Source organism: Stenotrophomonas sp. PI_27, from assembly GCF_027854495.1.
In the GTDB taxonomy this organism is placed as follows: domain Bacteria; phylum Pseudomonadota; class Gammaproteobacteria; order Xanthomonadales; family Xanthomonadaceae; genus Stenotrophomonas; species Stenotrophomonas pavanii.
Genome location: NZ_JAJNOF010000005.1, coordinates 218734 through 237161 on the forward strand (window position 1 = coordinate 218734; position 18428 = coordinate 237161).

Annotated in this window: 16 protein-coding genes; 12 read left to right on the forward strand and 4 right to left on the reverse strand. The window is 66.0% G+C overall.

Annotated features, from left to right (window positions below; translation table 11 throughout):
• The first annotated feature begins 17 nt into the window (after positions 1 to 17).
• Positions 18 to 812 (forward strand): MetQ/NlpA family ABC transporter substrate-binding protein, encoded by a 795-nt coding sequence (locus LRM18_RS08725; protein WP_270953569.1) that lies wholly within the window; start codon positions 18 to 20, stop codon positions 810 to 812.
• A gap of 508 nt (positions 813 to 1320) precedes the next feature.
• Here the strand turns inward: LRM18_RS08725 and glpK are convergent.
• The 3 genes from glpK to LRM18_RS08740 form a co-directional block, all read right to left on the reverse strand.
• Positions 1321 to 2820 (reverse strand): glycerol kinase GlpK, encoded by a 1500-nt coding sequence (glpK, locus tag LRM18_RS08730; protein ID WP_270953571.1) that lies wholly within the window; start codon positions 2818 to 2820, stop codon positions 1321 to 1323.
• 105 nt (positions 2821 to 2925) lie between these two features.
• Positions 2926 to 4431 (reverse strand): glycerol-3-phosphate dehydrogenase, encoded by a 1506-nt coding sequence (glpD, locus tag LRM18_RS08735; RefSeq protein WP_270953573.1) that lies wholly within the window; start codon positions 4429 to 4431, stop codon positions 2926 to 2928.
• A gap of 128 nt (positions 4432 to 4559) precedes the next feature.
• Positions 4560 to 5195 (reverse strand): OmpW family outer membrane protein, encoded by a 636-nt coding sequence (locus LRM18_RS08740; RefSeq protein ID WP_019660737.1) that lies wholly within the window; start codon positions 5193 to 5195, stop codon positions 4560 to 4562.
• A gap of 186 nt (positions 5196 to 5381) precedes the next feature.
• On the opposite strand from LRM18_RS08740, the gene LRM18_RS08745 reads away from it, so the two are divergent.
• From LRM18_RS08745 to lpdA, 3 genes are all read left to right on the forward strand, one after another.
• Entirely contained in the window at positions 5382 to 5897 is a 516-nt protein-coding gene (locus tag LRM18_RS08745; protein WP_270953579.1) for a DNA-deoxyinosine glycosylase, read from the forward strand.
• Between the two features lie 167 nt (positions 5898 to 6064).
• The gene (gene aceF / locus LRM18_RS08750) at positions 6065 to 7786 is read left to right on the forward strand and encodes a dihydrolipoyllysine-residue acetyltransferase (protein WP_150827067.1); all 1722 of its coding nucleotides are present in this window, start codon (positions 6065 to 6067) and stop codon (positions 7784 to 7786) included.
• 107 nt (positions 7787 to 7893) lie between these two features.
• Complete coding sequence (gene lpdA, locus LRM18_RS08755; protein ID WP_057494523.1) at positions 7894 to 9702, forward strand: dihydrolipoyl dehydrogenase; 1809 nt, start codon at positions 7894 to 7896, stop codon at positions 9700 to 9702.
• A gap of 663 nt (positions 9703 to 10365) precedes the next feature.
• Here the strand turns inward: lpdA and LRM18_RS08760 are convergent.
• Positions 10366 to 11184, reverse strand: a complete 819-nt coding sequence (locus LRM18_RS08760) for a hypothetical protein (protein ID WP_049466590.1) — start codon at positions 11182 to 11184, stop codon at positions 10366 to 10368.
• 457 nt (positions 11185 to 11641) lie between these two features.
• Between LRM18_RS08760 and LRM18_RS08765 the strand changes: the two genes are divergently transcribed.
• From LRM18_RS08765 to atpD, 8 genes are all read left to right on the forward strand, one after another.
• Positions 11642 to 12007 (forward strand): hypothetical protein, encoded by a 366-nt coding sequence (locus LRM18_RS08765; RefSeq protein ID WP_014648497.1) that lies wholly within the window; start codon positions 11642 to 11644, stop codon positions 12005 to 12007.
• Positions 12008 to 12038: 31 nt separating this feature from the next.
• Complete coding sequence (gene atpB, locus LRM18_RS08770; RefSeq protein ID WP_049466592.1) at positions 12039 to 12839, forward strand: F0F1 ATP synthase subunit A; 801 nt, start codon at positions 12039 to 12041, stop codon at positions 12837 to 12839.
• 73 nt (positions 12840 to 12912) lie between these two features.
• Positions 12913 to 13218, forward strand: a complete 306-nt coding sequence (gene atpE, locus LRM18_RS08775) for a F0F1 ATP synthase subunit C (RefSeq protein WP_005411133.1) — start codon at positions 12913 to 12915, stop codon at positions 13216 to 13218.
• A gap of 106 nt (positions 13219 to 13324) precedes the next feature.
• On the forward strand, positions 13325 to 13795 hold the full coding sequence (locus tag LRM18_RS08780) for a F0F1 ATP synthase subunit B (RefSeq protein ID WP_005419512.1): 471 nt from the start codon (positions 13325 to 13327) through the stop codon (positions 13793 to 13795).
• Positions 13796 to 13797: 2 nt separating this feature from the next.
• Positions 13798 to 14325 (forward strand): F0F1 ATP synthase subunit delta, encoded by a 528-nt coding sequence (locus tag LRM18_RS08785; RefSeq protein ID WP_049466594.1) that lies wholly within the window; start codon positions 13798 to 13800, stop codon positions 14323 to 14325.
• A gap of 44 nt (positions 14326 to 14369) precedes the next feature.
• Positions 14370 to 15917 carry a F0F1 ATP synthase subunit alpha gene (atpA, locus tag LRM18_RS08790; RefSeq protein ID WP_005419511.1) on the forward strand — a complete coding sequence of 516 codons (1548 nt, stop codon included), beginning with the start codon at positions 14370 to 14372 and terminating at the stop codon, positions 15915 to 15917.
• A 97-nt stretch (positions 15918 to 16014) separates the two neighbouring features.
• A complete protein-coding gene (gene atpG / locus LRM18_RS08795; protein ID WP_005411129.1) occupies positions 16015 to 16878 on the forward strand; it encodes a F0F1 ATP synthase subunit gamma in 864 nt (287 codons plus the stop codon).
• Between the two features lie 37 nt (positions 16879 to 16915).
• A complete protein-coding gene (gene atpD / locus LRM18_RS08800; RefSeq protein WP_005419510.1) occupies positions 16916 to 18322 on the forward strand; it encodes a F0F1 ATP synthase subunit beta in 1407 nt (468 codons plus the stop codon).
• Positions 18323 to 18428: the final 106 nt, after the last annotated feature.

Genomic DNA, 18428 nt, shown 5'->3' on the forward strand with positions numbered 1-18428 from the left:
CGAGAATCCCGTCCCCCATGAAGAAGACCCTGTTGTTGCCCCTGCTCGCCGCGGCGCTGGCCCTGACCGCCTGCGGCACGTCCAGCGAGCCCTCGCAGAAGCTGGTGGTGGCCGCCACGGCCGTGCCGCACGCCGAGATCCTCGAGGTGGTCAAGCCGATCCTCAAGCAGGAAGGCGTGGACCTGGACGTGCGCGTGTTCAATGACTACGTGCAGCCCAACGACCAGCTGGTGCAGAAGCAGGTGGACGCCAACTACTTCCAGACCGAGCCGTACCTGGATGCGTACAACCGCGACCGCAAGACCGACCTGGTGAAGGTGATCGGCGTGCATATCGAGCCGTTCGGCGCTTACTCGCGCAAGGTCAAGTCGCTGGCCGAGCTGCGCGAAGGTGCCGACGTGGTGATCCCGAACGACCCGAGCAACAACAGCCGCGCGCTGATCCTGCTGCACAAGGCCGGCGTGATTCAGCTGAAGGACCCGACCAATGCACTGTCGACCCAGCGCGACATCACCGCCAACCCGAAGAACCTGAAGTTCCGCGAGCTGGATTCGGCGATGCTGCCGCGCGTGCTGGACCAGGTCGACCTGGCGCTGATCAATACCAACTACGCGCTGGATGCCGGCCTCAACCCGACCCAGGACGCGCTGGCGATCGAGAGCAAGGATTCGCCGTACGTGAATTTCCTGGTCGCGCGCCCGGACAACAAGGACGACGCCCGCGTGCAGAAGCTGGCCAAGGCGCTGACCAGCCCGCAGGTGAAGGCCTTCATCGAGACCAAGTACAAGGGCGCGGTGCTGCCGGCGTTCTGACTGTGTGGTAGTGCCGGCCGCTGGCCGGCAATCACAGAGCATTGCGAAGATCACGGGTCTGCCGGCCAGCGGCCGGCACTACCCTCAATCCCGCGTACAGCCGCTCGCGCCGGGCCGCGTCCATCCAGCCCCCACTGCGCGGCGATCATCGAGACCAAGTACCAGGGCGCGGTGCTGCCGGCGTTCCGACCGTACGGTAGTGCCGGCCGCTGGCCGGCAATCACCGGGCATTGCGAAGATCACGGAGCTGCCGGCCAGCGGCCGGCACTACCCTCAATCGACGTGGAAGGCGAGGGTGGCAGCGACGGCCTGCTGCCACCCCGCGTACAACCGCTCGCGCCGGGCCGCGTCCATCCAGCCCCCACTGCGCGGCGATCATCGAGACCAAGTACAAGGGCGCGGTGCTGCCGGCGTTCCGACCGTACGGTAGTGCCGGCCGCTGGCCGGCAATCACCGAGCATTGCATTGCGAAGATCACGGGGCTGCCGGCCAGCGGCCGGCACTACCCTCAATCGACGTGGAAGGCGAGGGTGGCAGCGACGGCCTGCTGCCATCCCGCGTACAGCCGCTCGCGCCGGGCCGCGTCCATCTGCGGCTCGAAGCGCCTGTCCAGCCCCCACTGCGCGGCGATCTGTTCACGGCTGGACCAGAACCCTACCGCCAGCCCGGCCAGGTAGGCCGCGCCCAGCGCGGTGGTTTCGGTCAGCCGCGGCCGCAACAGCGGCACACCGAGAATGTCCGCCTGGAAACCGGCCAGGAAGTCGTTGCCGATCGCGCCGCCGTCGGCGCGCAGTTCGCTCAGCGCGATACCAGCATCGGACTGCATCGCATCGAGCACGTCGCGGGTCTGGTAGGCCATCGCTTCCAGCGCCGCGCGCACGAAATGCGCCTTGCGGGTACCCCGGGTCAGCCCGAACATCGCACCGCGCACATCGCTGCGCCAATAGGGCGCACCGAGGCCGACGAACGCCGGCACCAGGTAGGCGCCGCCACTGTCGGGCACCTGCGCGGCCAGTGCCTGGCTGTCACTGGCGCGTTCGATCATGCGCAGCCCGTCGCGCAGCCACTGCACCACCGAGCCGGCGATGAAGATCGAACCTTCCAGTGCGTACTCCACGCGCCCGTCCAGGCCCCAGGCAATGGTGGTCAACAGGCCATTGCGCGAGCGCACCGCCTGCGCGCCAGTGTGCATCAGCATGAAGCAGCCGGTGCCATAGGTGTTCTTGACCATGCCCGGCTGGAAGCAGGCCTGGCCGAACAGCGCGGCCTGCTGGTCACCGGCGATGCCGGCGATCGGGATCGGGTGGTCGAAGAAGAACTGCGGCCGGGTATGCGCGTACACCGCGCTGGAGTCGCGCACCTGCGGCAGCATCGCGCGCGGGATGTCGAGCAGGGCCAGCAGGTCGTCGTCCCAATCCAGCGTGTGGATGTTGAACAACAGGGTGCGCGCCGCGTTGCTGTAGTCGGTCACATGCGCCTGGCCGCCGCTGAGGTTCCACACCAGCCAGCTGTCGATGGTGCCGAACAGCAGCTCGCCACGCTCGGCGCGCTGTTGCGCACCTTCCACGTGGTCGAGGATCCAGCGCACCTTGGTCGCGGAGAAATACGCATCGATCAACAGGCCGGTCCGTTCGCGGATCAGCGCTTCATGCCCTCCGGACTTCAGGCGCTCGCAGATGGCGTGGCTCTGCCGCGATTGCCAGACGATGGCGTTGTGGATGGGCTGGCCGGTGGTACGGTCCCACACCACGGTGGTTTCGCGCTGGTTGGTGATGCCCAGCGCGGCGATATGGCGCGGGTCGATCTGCCCGCGGCTGAGCAGTTCGGTCAACGTGGCATAGACGCTGGTGAGGATCTCGCGCGGGTCATGCTCGACCCAGCCGGGATGCGGGAAGATCTGCGCGAACTCGCGCTGTGCGCTGCCGACGATGTCGCCGGCGCGGTCGAACAGGATCGCGCGCGAACTGGTGGTGCCCTGATCGATGGCCAGCACGTAGCGGGGCGTCATGCAGCGTCTCCGATGGCGATGGGGAAATCCTAATGCATCGATCGCGTTGCGCGCGGCTGCCCTGGTAGCTGCCAACCTTGGTTGGCACACGTGGCAATACGGGGCTCAAAGCCCTTTCTGTGGGAAAGGGATCCGACCCTCCATCCACGCCTGCAGCCGTGCCACCTGCGCAGCATCCAGCCGCAACCCCAGCTTGCTCCTGCGCCACAACACATCGTCGGAGTCGAGCGCCCACTCATGCCTGCGCAGGAAGTCCACTTCGCAGGCATGCAGGCCGCCGCCAAACGCCTCGCCAAGGTCGTGCAGGCCCTGTACACCCTGCAGCAGTTCCGCGCTGCGACTGCCGTAGGCCCCGGCCCAGCGCTGTGCGATCCCGCTCGGCAACCACGGTGCCAGTGACTGCAGGCGCGAGCACGCCTGCGTGGCGTCGCCCCAGTCGCTGCCCGGCAGCGGGTCTCCGCCTGCCGTCCACGCCGGCCCCATCTGTGGCAGCGCTGGCCGCAGCAGCTCCAGCGCCTCCTCGGCCAGCACCCGGTAGGTGGTCAGCTTGCCGCCCAGCACATGCAGCGCCGGTGCCGGGTGGGACTGCAGCTGCAGACGGTAATCACGGCTGAGTCGTGCCGCACGCGGATCGGGATCGGCCAGCAACGGGCGTACGCCAGCGAACCGCCAGACCACGTCTTCCGCTGCGATGGGATCACGCAGGTAGCGATTGGCCGCATCACACAGGTACGTCACCTCCGCAGGGAGCACGCTGCAGCGCGCCGGGTCACCGCGATAGTCGGTGTCGGTGGTGCCGACCAGCAGGTGGTCGTGGGCGAAGGGCAGCAGGAACACCACGCGCCCATCGGGCTGCTGCAGCAGGCAGGCGCTGTCGCTGGGCCAGGGGCGGCGCAGCACGATGTGGCTGCCCTGCACCAGGCGCAGCGCGGGGCCATCGCCGCGCCCCTGCATCTGTTCCAGCAGGCCACCGGCCCACGGACCAGCCGCATTGACAACGGCGCGCGCCGTCACCGGGTGCGGCTGGCCATCGGCGGATTCCAGAATGGCCTGCCATCGGCCCTGCACGGGGCGCAGGTCGATGCAGTGGCTGCGGACCCGCACCTGTGCGCCGCGCTGCGCGGCATCCAGGGCGTTGAGCAGCACCAGCCGCGCGTCATCGACCTGCGCATCGGCGTAGCTGAAGCCGTGCCGCAACGAGGGGGAGAGCCAGCGACCCAGCGGATCGCGTTGCAGGTCCAGTGCGTGCGATGCGGGGAACGCAGGGCTGCGCCGGCCCAGATGGTCGTACAGCCACAGTCCCGCGCGCAGCATCCAGCGCGGGCGCAGGTGCGGCTCCCAGGGCAGGACGAAACGCAGCGGATGGACCAGGTGAGGGGCTTGCCGGCGTACCGTCTCACGCTCACCCAGCGCTTTGCGCACCAGGCCGAACTCGCCCTGTTCGAGGTAGCGCAGGCCGCCATGGATCAGCTTGCTGCTGGCACTGGAGGTGTGTGCGGCCAGGTCATGCTGCTCGCAGAGCAGGACGCGCAGGCCGCGGCCGCTGGCGTCACGGGCGATGCCGGCGCCGTTGATGCCGCCACCGATGACCAGCAGGTCGAGGTCGTCCATCGGGCCTCCGCGTCCTGTGTGTGCGTAGAGTCGACTGTCAGTCGACTCTACAGAACGCGGGTGACGGAAACGACGACGGGCCCCGAAGGGCCCGTCGCGTTACATCCGTGAACCAGGTGCTGCCTGGATCAGAAGCGGGCGCCGATGCCGAAGCCGACGGTCCACGGATCCATCTTGGCTTCGCCGATCTTCTCGCCGCCAACCTTCACGTCCGGGCGGGCGCGCATGTAGCGGGCGTCGGCACGGGCGAACCAGGTGGAGTTGATGTTCATGTCCACGCCGACGGTACCGATCACGCCCTTGGCATCCTTGAAGCGGATGTCGGTGTCAGCGCCGTTGCCCAGCTTCTCGTTGCTGAAGCTCGACTGGTAGTAACCCACGCCCACGAACGGGCGGAACACGTTGTCAGCCTGGCCGAAGTGGTACTGGCCGCTCAGCGCGACCGGCTGCTGCTCGACCGAGCCCAGGCGGGCGTTGTTCGGGCCCTTGAACTTGTTTTCGAACTTGTCGGCAGCGCCCCACAGTTCAACGGCCCAGTTGTCGTTGATGTAGTAGCTGAAGCTGACGGTCGGCGCCGGGCCACCATCGGTCTTCTTCACGCCGGTGATCGGGTCGTTCTTCGGTTCCAGCAGCGAGATGCCGCCGACAACGGCAAAATGCTTGCCCGACGCGGTGTCGGTGCTGCTGCTGTCCTGGGCGAAAGCGGCCGGCGCGAAGGCGGCGGAGGTCAGCAGGGCGAGACTCAGGATACGGATGGAGCGCATGGGGGTATCTCCTAATGTTTCTTGTTTTGGGCCCCCGGTTGCGGGGCGAGCACACCGTAGTCGCCCCAACATGAATCGAATCCGACGCACGTTAAAAAATAGTTTTCCTTGTTCAGCGACCGGTGCGGAATGCCTGTATTCATGGGGTTTCTGGCACGCGGTGACATTCATGCAGTTGGAGAAGATGTGAGCACAGCAACGGTGTGCATCGGCCTGCAAGCGCAGGTGAACGTGGACTGCAGGGTGCTGGTGCTGGGCTCGATGCCAGGCGTGGCATCGCTGCAGCAGCAGCGGTATTACGCCCATCCGCGCAACCGCTTCTGGCCGCTGATGGCCGACATCTGCGGTTTCAGCGTGGACCTGCCCTATGCAGCGCGGCTGCAGGCGTTGAACGCTGCGGGCATCGGCCTGTGGGATGTGATCGGCCGCTGCGAGCGGCGCGGCAGCCTGGATGCGGACATCGTGCGCGGCACCGAAGTGGCCAATGCGCTGCCGGAACTGATCGCCACGCTGCCTGAGCTGACGCTGATCGGCTGCAATGGCGGTGCATCACTGCAGGCCTTCCAGCGCTGGGTGCTGCCGCGGCTGGAGGCGTCGCCCCCGGTGATCGCGTTGCCGTCAACCAGCCCTGCCAATGCCGCGTGGTCGCTGCCGCGCCTGCGCAAGGCCTGGCAACCGGTCGCTGACGCACGGGCGACATGAGGCGGACATCGCCTGGACAATACGCTACCGACTGGTCGCGCACCCGACCCATGGGCAACAGCCTGTCCCGGCTGCGTGTGTACTGAAAACACCTGTAACGGTTGGCGCTGGCCCCCGCTGGCCGCACAATAGACGTTTCCCTACACCAGATTGCCGGAGTTATCCCCATGGCCGAAATCAAGGAAGCACTTGTCCCCGATATCGGTGACTACAGCGATATCCCGGTAATCGAGGTGCTTGTCGCCGTCGGCGACACGGTCAAGAAGGACCAGGGCCTGGTGACGCTGGAAAGCGACAAGGCGACCATGGAAGTGCCGTCGTCGGTGGCGGGCGTGGTCAAGGAACTCAAGGTCAAGGTCGGCGACAGCCTGTCCGAAGGCAAGGTCGTGGCGCTGATCGAAGTGGCCGAAGGCGAAGCCGCCTCGCCGGCCGCCGCCGCACCGGCCCCGGCCAAGGCCGCTGCCCCGGCTGCCGCCACCCAGAGCGCGCCGGCCCCGGCGGCTGCCGCACCGGCTGCCCCGGCTGCCCCGGCTGCCAGCGGCGGTGCGGTTGAAGCCCGGGTGCCGGACATCGGCGATTACACCGACATCCCGGTCATCGAAGTGCTGGTCGCCGTGGGCGACACGGTCAAGAAGGACCAGGGCCTGGTGACGCTGGAAAGCGACAAGGCGACCATGGAAGTACCGTCGTCGGTGGCCGGCGTGGTCAAGGAGCTGAAGGTCAAGGTCGGCGACACCCTGTCGCAGGGTGCCGTGGTCGCCATCATCGAGGCCGAAGGCGCTGCCGCACCGGCCCCGAGCAAGGCCGCTGCTGCCGCCGCCCCGGCCGCTGCCGAGACCGCCACCAAGGTCGAGCCGGTGGCCGTTCCGGCCCAGCCGGACAAGCTGGCGGCCCGCGAGATCGCCTCGGCCGGTACCCCGTCCAGCCCGCCGGTGCAGTTCAACGCCGACGGCGTGCTGCCGGCCAAGGTGCCGTACGCCACCCCGGCCGTGCGCGTGTTCGCCCGCGAGCTGGGCGTGGACCTGCTGCAGGTCAACGGCACCGAGAAGGGCGGCCGCATCACCAAGGGCGACGTGCAGAAGTTCGTCAAGGCCGCGCTCAGCGGTGGCGTGCCGGCTGCCGGCGGTGGCGCCGTCGCCGCCGGTGGTGGCCTGAACCTGCTGCCGTGGCCGAAGGTCGACTTCAGCAAGTTCGGCGAGACCGAAGTCCAGCCGCTGTCGCGCATCAAGAAGATCTCCGGTGCGAACCTGGCCCGCAACTGGGCGATGATCCCGCACGTGACCCAGTTCGAACAGGCCGACATCACCGACCTGGAAGCCCTGCGCGTGGCGCTGAACAAGGAGAACGAGAAGGCCGGCATCAAGCTGACCATGCTCGCCTTCCTGATCAAGGCCAGCGCTGCGGCGCTGAAGAAGTTCCCGGAGTTCAACGCCTCGCTCGATGCCAGCGGCGAAAACCTGACCCTGAAGAAGTACTTCCACATCGGCTTTGCCGCCGACACGCCGAACGGCCTGGTCGTGCCGGTCATCCGCGACGTGGACAAGAAGGGCGTGGTGCAGATCGCGCAGGAAACCGGCGAACTGGCCAAGAAGGCGCGCGACGGCAAGCTGGGCCCGGCCGACATGAGCGGCGGCTGCTTCTCGATCAGCTCGCTGGGCGGCATCGGCGGCACCGCGTTCACCCCGATCGTCAATGCACCGGAAGTGGCCATCCTGGGCGTCTCCAAGTCGTCCATCCAGCCGGTCTGGAACGGCAAGGACTTCGCGCCGAAGCTGATGCTGCCGCTGTCGCTGAGCTACGACCACCGCGTCATCGATGGCGCCCTGGCCGCACGCTTCACCACGTACCTGTCGCAGGTACTGGCCGACATGCGCCGCGTGCTGCTGTAACGCACCGCTTCGCCCCTACCGTGCGGCCGCTGCCCCTGGCGCGGCCGCGTGAACAGATGCAGTGACAGCCCGCCGGCGGCGCCGGCCGGGCATGAGGAAAACCCACCATGGCCACGATTGAAGTCAAGGTTCCCGACATCGGCGATTACAGCGATGTGCCGGTGATTGAAGTGTTGGTCGCCGTCGGCGACACGGTGAAGAAGGATCAGGGTCTGGTGACCCTGGAATCGGACAAGGCCACCCTGGAAGTGCCGTCCTCGGCCGCCGGCGTGGTCAAGGAGATCAAGGTCAAGCTGGGCGACACCCTGTCCGAAGGCGCCGTGGTCGTGGTGCTGGATGCTGAAGGTGCCGCCGAAGCCCCGGCCAAGGCCGCTGCGCCGGCGCCCGCTGCGGCCGCCCCGGCCAGCAAGCCGCCGGTGACCCCGTCGCACCGTGCCCCGGCCGAACCGGCTGCGCCGAAGCCGGCGCTGTCCAGCGGCAAGCCGGCCGACATTGAATGCGAGATGGTCGTGCTGGGCTCGGGCCCGGGCGGCTACACGGCTGCGTTCCGCGCCGCCGACGTCGGCCTGGATACGGTGCTGGTCGAGCGCTATGCCAGCCTCGGCGGCGTCTGCCTCAACGTGGGCTGCATTCCGTCCAAGGCGCTGCTGCATGCTGCTGCGGTGATCGACGAAGTGGCCCACGCCGGTGATTTCGGCGTCGAGTTCGGCAAGCCGACCATCACCCTGGACAAGCTGCGCGAGTACAAGGAAAAGGTCGTCAACCAGCTGACCAAGGGCCTGGCCGGCATGGCCAAGCAGCGCAAGGTCCGCAACGTGCAGGGCGTCGGCAGGTTTGTTTCGGCCAACGAGCTGGAAATCACCGCCGCTGACGGCAGCACCCAGCTGCTGCGCTTCCAGAAGTGCATCATCGCCGCCGGTTCGCAGGCGGTGAAGCTGCCGAATTTCCCGTGGGACGACAAGCGCGTGATGGATTCCACCGACGCGCTGGAGCTGGCCGAAGTGCCGGGCTCGCTGCTGGTCGTCGGTGGCGGCATCATCGGCCTGGAAATGGCCACCGTGTACAGCGCGCTGGGCAGCAAGGTCACCGTGGTCGAGTTCATGGACCAGCTGATGCCGGGTGCCGACAAGGACCTGGTCAAGCCGCTGGCCGACCGCCTGAAGAAGCAGGGCATCGACGTGCACCTGAAGACCAAGGCATCGGGTGTCACTGCCGACGCCAAGGGCATCACCGTGACCTTCGACGCCGCCGAGGAAGGCCAGGCGCCGGCGCTGGCGAAGGGCACCTTCGACCGCGTGCTGGTGGCCGTGGGCCGTTCGCCGAACGGCAAGAAGATCGATGCCGAAAAGGCCGGCGTGCAGGTCACCGATCGTGGCTTCATCCCGGTCGATCGGCAGATGCGCACCAACGTGCCGCACATCTTTGCCATCGGCGATATCGTCGGCAACCCGATGCTGGCCCACAAGGCTACGCACGAGGGCAAGCTGGCGGCCGAAGTGGCGGCCGGCCACAAGAAGGAGTGGGTGGCCCGCGTGATTCCGTCGGTGGCCTACACCAACCCGGAAATCGCCTGGGTTGGCGTCACGGAGACCGAAGCCAAGGCCAAGGGCCTGAAGGTCGGCGTGGCCAAGTTCCCGTGGGCGGCCAGCGGCCGCGCGATCGGCATCGGTCGCACCGAGGGCTTCACCAAGCTGATCTTCGACGAAGAGACGCACCGCATCATCGGTGGCGCGATCGTTGGCGTGCATGCCGGTGACCTGCTGGCCGAGATCGGCCTGGCGATTGAGATGGGTGCGGAAGCCGAGGACATCGGCCACACCATCCACGCCCACCCGACGCTGAGCGAGTCGGTGGCGATGGCCTCGGAAATCTACGACGGCACGATCACCGATCTGTACATGCCGAAGAAGAAGTAAGGCGCCCGCGCCGTTCCGAACGAAAAGCCCCGGTTTCTGCCGGGGTTTTTTGTTGGCTGCGGGGATGCCTTCGGCAGCACATCGCGAGGGTCTGGGCCACTGCGTGGGTGGCAGGCATTTCGACAAATGTCCCCCGTCGCCCGCCTGCGGCGGTCGCCTCCTCCTTTACTTTGTCCAGACGCCTGCCACCCACGCAGCGGCCCGGCTTGCGGACGGAGCAGCCACAGCCGGCTGTTCTGCCACGGCCGCCTGGATGCCTGATACGCGGAGGGAGCGGGGGTTGTGTGCGAAGTAAAGGAGGAGGCGCCGGCCGCAGGCCGGCGCCGGGGGACATTCGCACGCAGCCCCCGCTCCCTCCAGCGCTCGACCACGCATGCGTCTACGGCAATTGCCACCCGCGCAGCGGCTCGACTTGCGGATAGTCGAGAGCCACAGCCTGGGCCGCCGGGATGCCTTACACGCGGAGGGAGCGGGGGGTGTGTGCGAAGTAAAGGAGGAGGTGCCGGCCGCAGGCCGGCGCCGGGGGACATTCGCACGCAGCCCCCGCTCCCTCCGGCGCTCGACCAACCCGCTTCTGCTCTTCGCCAGCAACCCACAAAAAACGCGGCCCCGATGTTCCGGAGGCCGCGCCAGGAGAGAAGATGCCGTGGAAGGGGCAGGGGATCAGAACACGAAGCTGATGCCGGCCACCGGGCCCTTGAACTCCTGCTTCAGGCCGACCGTGCCGTCGCTGCCCTTCTTGTCCACGTCCAGCTTGAACCAGTCGTAGCCGGCGAACACGCCGAAGTTCTTGGTGAAGCGATAATCAACGATCGCATTGGCGCGGCTCAGGTCGCCCTTGTAGTCATCGAAGCTGCCCCAGCGCGTGTTGAGGTACTGGCCCTGCAGCGTGATCATCCAGCGCTCGGACGGAGTGAAGGTCATGCGTGCACCCACCACCGGTGCCACGCCGTCGGCCTTCTCGTTGAGGAACTGGCCTTCGTACACAGTGCCCAAGTCGGCGTAGCCCTTGGTGCTCACCTTGGCGTACTCGCCACCGATCTGCAGGCCCAGGTCGAAGGTGTCGGTATCGACGACCGAGTAGTCGTAGACCAGGCTGGCCACCTGGTACTTCAGCTCGCCCTTCACGAAGCTGCCGGCCGGCACCGTCTCACCGCCGAAGGAAATGCCCTGGTCGAGCGTCTCGCGGCGGTCCTTGTCGTACTTGAAGTAGTTGAACAGCAGGCGCTGGCGGTTGCTGATGCGGAACATGCCGTCGATGCGCGGCTCCCATTCCTTGCCGCCCAGCTTGAAGTCCTGGTCCAGGGAGATGTCCTGGCCGGCCACGGTGGTGCTGCCGCGCAGCGTGTTGTCCGAGTCGATGTTCATCGCACCCAGGCGGATGGCGAAGCGGTCATCGCCTTCGGCGGCGTGGGCCGCAGAGGCGAACGAAGCGCCGGCGGCGAGCAGGGAAAGGGCGAGCAGGGTGGGTACGGGGCGCATCGAAGAGTCCTTGCAGTGGTTCATCAGAATGAAGACCACTGTGCCGGACGCACGCGTCCACCATGCGTGAACGTATGGTCCATGGGGCGTGTACGGTTCAGCCCTGTCGCGATCCTGCAAAAGGATGGCCCCGGAGCGGGGCTTCGGGGCCATCGTGGGACCTGCGGGGTGGAGCCGACGAGGATGCTGCAGGCAGGTCGAATGATCGGACCGGCATGCCTGACGAAAGTTCCGCAGCCTGCGACCAAAGTTCAATACTGCGCCGCAACATGGTGCGGACGTCATTGTCCCCCTGGTGGCACGCAAAAATGTAACCGTTACCGCAACTTGCGGCTTCCAGGGATGAACAGGCAGCGGTTGTCTCGCAAATTGTCCCATTGCTATAATTTGGCGGCTCGATGAGGCCCCCCTGCTTTAGCCGCCTCAGCCTTCCACTTGCAACCACGCGGGACGTCCTGTGCTGAACTCCGTTGATGCGGGTCGGCGACTGATGCTGCGCGCCGCGGTCTACCCGCTGGCCGCGGTCGCTGTCCTGGCCCTGGCCTTCCTGCTGGTGGGTCCGAAATATGCCCTCGGTGCGCTGGCGTCCGGAGTGGCGATTTCCGCCGGTGGCTGGGTGGCTGCACGGATGGCACTGGGCGGTGGCGCGGTGGCCGCAGGATCGGCGATGGCTCGCCTGATCATTGCGATCGTGGCCAAGTGGGTCGTGGTTTTCGGCGTCCTGCTGGTGGGGTTCCTGGTCTTCAAGCTGCCTGCATTGGCGCTGTTGGCCGGTATCGCCGTCGGCTTGATGTTCCAGGTCCTGGCCATGGCCAGGCGTTGACAGAATTCAATTAACTGAAGGTTCCGGACACATGGCGGGCGAGGCTCTAACCCCTACCAGCTACATCCAGCATCACCTGCACAACCTGACCGCGCCGGTCGGCAAGGGTGAGGGTATGTTCTGGCATATCCACGTCGATACCTTCCTCACCGCCGTCCTGATGGGCCTGGTGATCGTGGTCGCGTTCTGGCTGGGCACCCGCAAGGCCACTGCCGGCGTGCCGGGCAAGTGGCAGGCCTTCGTCGAGATCTGCCTGGAGTTCGTCGACCGACAGGCCAAGGACACCTATCACGGCAAGAGCAAGCTGGTCACGCCGATCGCCATCACGATCTTCTTCTGGATCCTGATGATGAACCTGATCAAGATGATCCCGGCCGACTTCATCGCCAAGCCGCTGGAATGGGCGGGCATCCATTACTGGAAGCCGGTACCGACCGCTGACGTCAACGCCACCCTCGGCATGGCCATCAGCGTGTTCTTCCTGATGCTGTTCTTCGCGCTGAAGTCCAAGGGCCTGCTGGGCTTCATCAAGGAATTCCTGACGGCGCCGTTCGGCAAGTGGATGATGCCGTTCAACCTGATCCTCAACATCGTCGAGTGGCTGAGCAAGCCGATCTCGCTGGCGATGCGACTGTTCGGCAACATGTTCGGCGGCGAAATCGTGTTCCTGCTGATTTGGGTGCTGGGTGGTGCCGGTTTCTTCGGTGCCATTGCCGGTGGTGCGTTCGGCCTTGGCTGGATGCTGTTCCACCTGCTGGTGATCCCGCTGCAGGCCTTCATCTTCATGATGCTGTCGATCGTGTACCTGAGCCTGTCGGAAGACGCTCACTGAGTTTCAAGCTTCAACGCGTTTCAACCTTCATCCGTTTCATCACCCTTAGCAACTTAAGTTCCTGGAGATAACCATGTACTTCGCCGTCCTGACCAACTTCGCGCAGATTCAGAGCTCCACCGCCCTTGCCGTCGGCATCATGATCGGCCTGGCCGCGCTGGGCGCCGGTCTGGGTCTGGCCATCATGGCTGGTAAGTTCCTGGAGTCGGCCGCGCGCCAGCCGGAACTGATCCCGGTCCTGCAGGTCCGCATGTTCATCACCGCCGGCCTGATCGACGCCGCGTTCATCATCTCGGTCGCCGTTGGCCTGCTGCTGGCCTTCGCCAACCCGCTGTCGGCTGCCTTCGCTGGCGCCGTCACCAAGGCTCTGGCCGGCTGATACAGCGGTTTGAGACGACCGGGTGCTGATGCACCCGGTTTCGGATGAAGGCCGGATGTGCCGCTACGGCGGCGCGTCCACCCCGAAACCAGCGATCGAGCTAACCATGAATATCAATTTCACCCTCCTTGCGCAGGCGCTGGCCTTCGCTGGTCTGATCTGGATCATCGCGACCAAGATCTGGCCGCCGCTGATGAACGCGATCGAAGAGCGCCAGCAGAAGATTGCTGAAGGCCTCGCCGCGGCCGACCGCAGCCAGAAAGACCTGGCCCAGGCGCAGGAGAAGGTCAACGAAGCGCTGAAGGAAGCCCGCACCAAGGCCAACGAGATCATCGATCAGGCCCACGCGCGTGCCAACCAGATCGTTGATGCTGCCCGTAACGAAGCGATCACCGAAGCCACCCGTCAGAAGGAACTGGCCCAGGCTGAAATCGACGCCGCCGCCAACCGTGCCCGTGAAGATCTGCGCAAGCAGGTGTCCGCGCTGGCCGTGACCGGTGCCGAAAAGCTGCTCAAGCGCGAAATCGACGCCAACGCCCACAAGGCGCTGCTCGACGAGCTGGCCTCGGAGATCTAAGGATGAGCCAGGCCCTCACGCTTGCCCGCCCGTACGCCCGCGCCGCGTTCGCGACCGCGCGCGACGAAGGCGCGTTCGCGCCGTGGTCGGACGCCCTGGCGTTCTCCGCCCACGTCGCCGCCGACCCGCGCGTGGCGGCCCTGCTCGCCAACCCGGAGCTGGGTCGTGACGACGCCGTCGCCCTGCTGGCGCCGGTGTCGCACGGCGAGACCTACTCGCGCTTCCTGGCCATCCTGGCCGAATCGCATCGTCTGCCGCTGCTGCCGGAAATCTCCGGCATGTTCGACGCCCTGCGCGCCGAAGCCGAGCACGTGGTCAAGGCCACGGTGACCTCGGCGGCCGAACTGTCGGCCGGTGAGCTGGACGCGATCAAGGCTGCGCTGCGCAAGCGCTTCAACCGCGAGGTCGACGTGACCACCGCGGTCGATGCCTCGCTGATCGGCGGCGCCGTGATCGACGCCGGCGACGTGGTCATCGATGGTTCGCTGAAGGGCAAGCTGGCCCGTCTGCAGACCGCGCTCGCTAACTGAATTCATTTAACGTCCGGCCCCGCTGCCGGCACTAGGACTTGACGATGGCAACCACGCTCAACCCCTCCGAAATCAGCGAACTGATCAAGAACCGCATCGAGAAGGTCAAGCTGGCCGCGGAATCGCGCAACGAAGGCACCGTGACCAGCGTGTCCGACGGCATCGTGCGCATCTTCGGTCTGGCCGACGTGATGCAGGGCGAAATGATCGAACTGCCGAACAACACCTTCGCCCTGGCCCTGAACCTGGAGCGCGACTCGGTCGGCGCCGTGGTCCTGGGTGACTACGAGCACCTGCGCGAAGGCGACGTCGCCAAGACCACCGGCCGCATCCTGGAAGTGCCGGTCGGTCCGGAACTGCTGGGCCGCGTGGTCAACGCGCTGGGCGAGCCGATCGATGGCAAGGGCCCGCTGGGCACCGACCTGACCGCTCCGGTGGAGCGTGTTGCGCCGGGCGTGATCTGGCGCAAGTCGGTCGACCAGCCGGTGCAGACCGGTTACAAGTCGGTCGACTCGATGATCCCGATCGGCCGTGGCCAGCGTGAGCTGATCATCGGTGACCGCCAGACCGGCAAGACCGCCATGGCGATCGATGCGGTGATCAACCAGAAGGGCACCGGCATCAAGTGCGTGTACGTTGCGATCGGCCAGAAGGCGTCGACCATCGCCAACATCGTGCGCAAGCTGGAAGAGAACGGCGCGCTGGCCCACACCATCGTGGTGGCCGCGACCGCCTCCGAATCGGCCGCCATGCAGTACATCAGCGCCTACTCGGGCTGCACCATGGGTGAGTACTTCATGGATCGCGGCGAAGACGCGCTGATCGTGTACGACGATCTGTCCAAGCAGGCCGTGGCCTACCGCCAGATCTCGCTGCTGCTGAAGCGCCCGCCGGGCCGTGAAGCCTACCCGGGTGACGTGTTCTACCTGCACTCGCGCCTGCTGGAACGCGCGGCCCGCGTGTCCGAGGAATACGTCGAGAAGTTCACCGAAGGCAAGGTCACCGGCAAGACCGGTTCGCTGACCGCGCTGCCGATCATCGAGACCCAGGCCGGCGACGTGTCCGCCTTCGTTCCGACCAACGTGATCTCGATCACCGACGGCCAGATCTTCCTGGAAACCGACCTGTTCAATGCCGGCATCCGTCCGGCCGTGAACGCCGGTATCTCGGTGTCGCGCGTCGGTGGCTCGGCCCAGACCAAGATCATCAAGAAGCTGTCGGGCGGCATCCGTATCTCGCTGGCCCAGTACCGTGAGCTGGCTGCGTTCGCGCAGTTCGCCTCGGACCTGGACGAAGCGACCCGCAAGCAGCTGGAGCGTGGCCAGCGCGTCACCGAGCTGATGAAGCAGAAGCAGTACGCGCCGATGTCGATCGCCAACCAGGCGCTGTCGATCTACGCCGTCAACGAGGGTTACCTCGACGACGTGCCGGTCAACAAGCTGCTGGCGTTCGAAGAAGGCCTGCACGCCCACTTCGCCAACACCCAGGGCGAGCTGATCAGCAAGGTCAACGCCACCGGCGGTTGGGACAACGACATCGAAGGTGCCTTCAAGAAGGGCATCGCCGAGTTCAAGACCACCGGCAGCTGGTAATCGCGGTCCTGTAGAGCGGAGCCGCTGGCTCCGCTGGACCAGATGACAAACGGTTGAACAACGCGGGGCATCAGCCCCGCGCCACGGGAAACAAGAGATGGCAAGCGGACGCGAAATCAAAACCAAGATCAAGAGCGTGCAGAACACCCGCAAGGTGACGCGCGCCCTGGAAATGGTCTCGGCCTCCAAGATCCGCAAGGCGCAGGATCGGATGAAGACCTCGCGTCCGTACGCGCAGGCGATGAAGCAGGTGATCGGTCATCTGGCCCAGGCCAGCACCGACTACCAGCATCCGTTCCTGGTCGAGCGCGAGCAGGTCAAGCGGGTCGGTTTCATCGTGATCTCCTCCGATCGCGGTCTGGCCGGCGGCCTGAACAACAACCTGTTCCGCAAGATGCTGGGCGAAGCCAAGGCATGGCAGGACAAGGGTGCCGAAGTGGACCTGGTGACCATCGGCCAGAAGGCTTCGACCTTCTTCCGCCGCGTGAAGGTCAACATGGTCGGCAGCGTGACCCACATCGGCGACGTGCCGAAGCTGGAGTCGCTGATCGGTGTGATCAAGGTCATGCTCGACGCCTTCACCGAAGGCAAGATCGACCGCGTGTACCTGGTCTACAACCGCTTCGTGAACACCATGGTGCAGAAGGCCAGCTTCGATCAGCTGCTGCCGCTGCCGCCGGCTGAGAAGCAGGTCGCTCACCACGACTGGGATTACCTGTACGAACCCGATGCCGCGACCGTGCTCGAGCACGTGATGACGCGTTACATCGAGTCGCTGGTGTACCAGGCACTGCTGGAAAACGTCGCCTCCGAGCATGCGGCACGCATGGTTGCGATGAAGGCGGCGAGCGACAACGCCAACAAGCTGATCGGCACCCTGCAGCTCGTCTACAACAAGGCGCGCCAGGCAGCGATCACCCAGGAAATCTCCGAAATCGTCGGCGGCGCGGCAGCAGTCTGACCGCGTTCGTTCAAAGCACACATTAGAGGATGCAGCAATGAGTCAGGGCAAGATCGTTCAGATCATCGGCGCGGTCGTCGACGTCGAATTCCCGCGTGAATCGGTGCCGAAGGTGTACGACGCACTGAAGGTGGAAAACACCGAGATCACCCTCGAAGTCCAGCAGCAGCTGGGCGACGGCGTGGTGCGTACCATCGCCCTCGGTTCCACCGACGGCCTGAAGCGCAACCTGGTTGCCGTCAACACCGGCCGTGGCATCTCGGTGCCGGTCGGCGCCGGCACCCTGGGCCGCATCATGGACGTGCTGGGCCGTCCGATCGACGAAGCCGGCCCGGTCGCTGCCAGCGACAACTGGGAAATCCACCGCGCTGCGCCGTCGTATGAAGACCAGTCCCCGGCCACCGAGCTGCTGGAAACCGGCATCAAGGTCATCGACCTGATGTGCCCGTTCGCCAAGGGCGGCAAGGTCGGCCTGTTCGGCGGCGCCGGCGTCGGCAAGACCGTCAACATGATGGAACTGATCAACAACATCGCCAAGGCGCACAGCGGTCTGTCCGTGTTCGCCGGCGTGGGTGAGCGTACCCGTGAGGGCAACGACTTCTACCACGAAATGAAGGACTCCAACGTCCTGGACAAGGTGGCGATGGTGTACGGCCAGATGAACGAGCCGCCGGGCAACCGTCTGCGCGTCGCCCTGACCGGCCTGACCATGGCCGAGTACTTCCGCGACGAGAAGGACGAAAACGGCAAGGGCAAGGACGTCCTGCTGTTCGTCGACAACATCTACCGCTACACCCTGGCCGGTACCGAAGTGTCGGCACTGCTGGGCCGCATGCCGTCCGCGGTGGGTTACCAGCCGACCCTGGCCGAGGAAATGGGCGTCCTGCAGGAGCGCATCACCTCGACCAAAAATGGTTCGATCACCTCGATCCAGGCCGTCTACGTTCCCGCGGACGACCTGACCGACCCGTCGCCGGCGACCACCTTCGCCCACCTGGACTCGACCGTGACCCTGTCGCGTTCGATCGCCTCGCTGGGTATCTACCCGGCCGTCGATCCGCTGGACTCCACCAGCCGCCAGATGGACCCGCTGGTCATCGGCCACGAGCACTACGACACCGCCCAGCGCGTCCAGCAGACCCTGCAGAAGTACAAGGAACTGAAGGACATCATCGCGATCCTGGGCATGGACGAGCTGTCCGAAGAGGACAAGCAGGCCGTGTCGCGCGCCCGTAAGATCGAGCGCTTCTTCAGCCAGCCGTTCCACGTGGCCGAAGTGTTCACCGGTTCGCCGGGCAAGTACGTGCCGCTGAAGGACACCATCCGTGGCTTCAAGGCCATCGTCGATGGCGAATACGACCACCTGCCGGAGCAGGCGTTTTACATGGTCGGCGGCATCGAAGAAGCGGTCGAGAAGGCCAAGAAGATGGCCGAGAAGGCCTGATCCGGGCCGGGCGGGAGCGATCCTGCCCGACCTGACGCCGGCGCCGGGCGACCGCCCGCGCCGGTGGACCCCCACGGTGGCATTGCGCCGCCGCGAACAGCGAAGA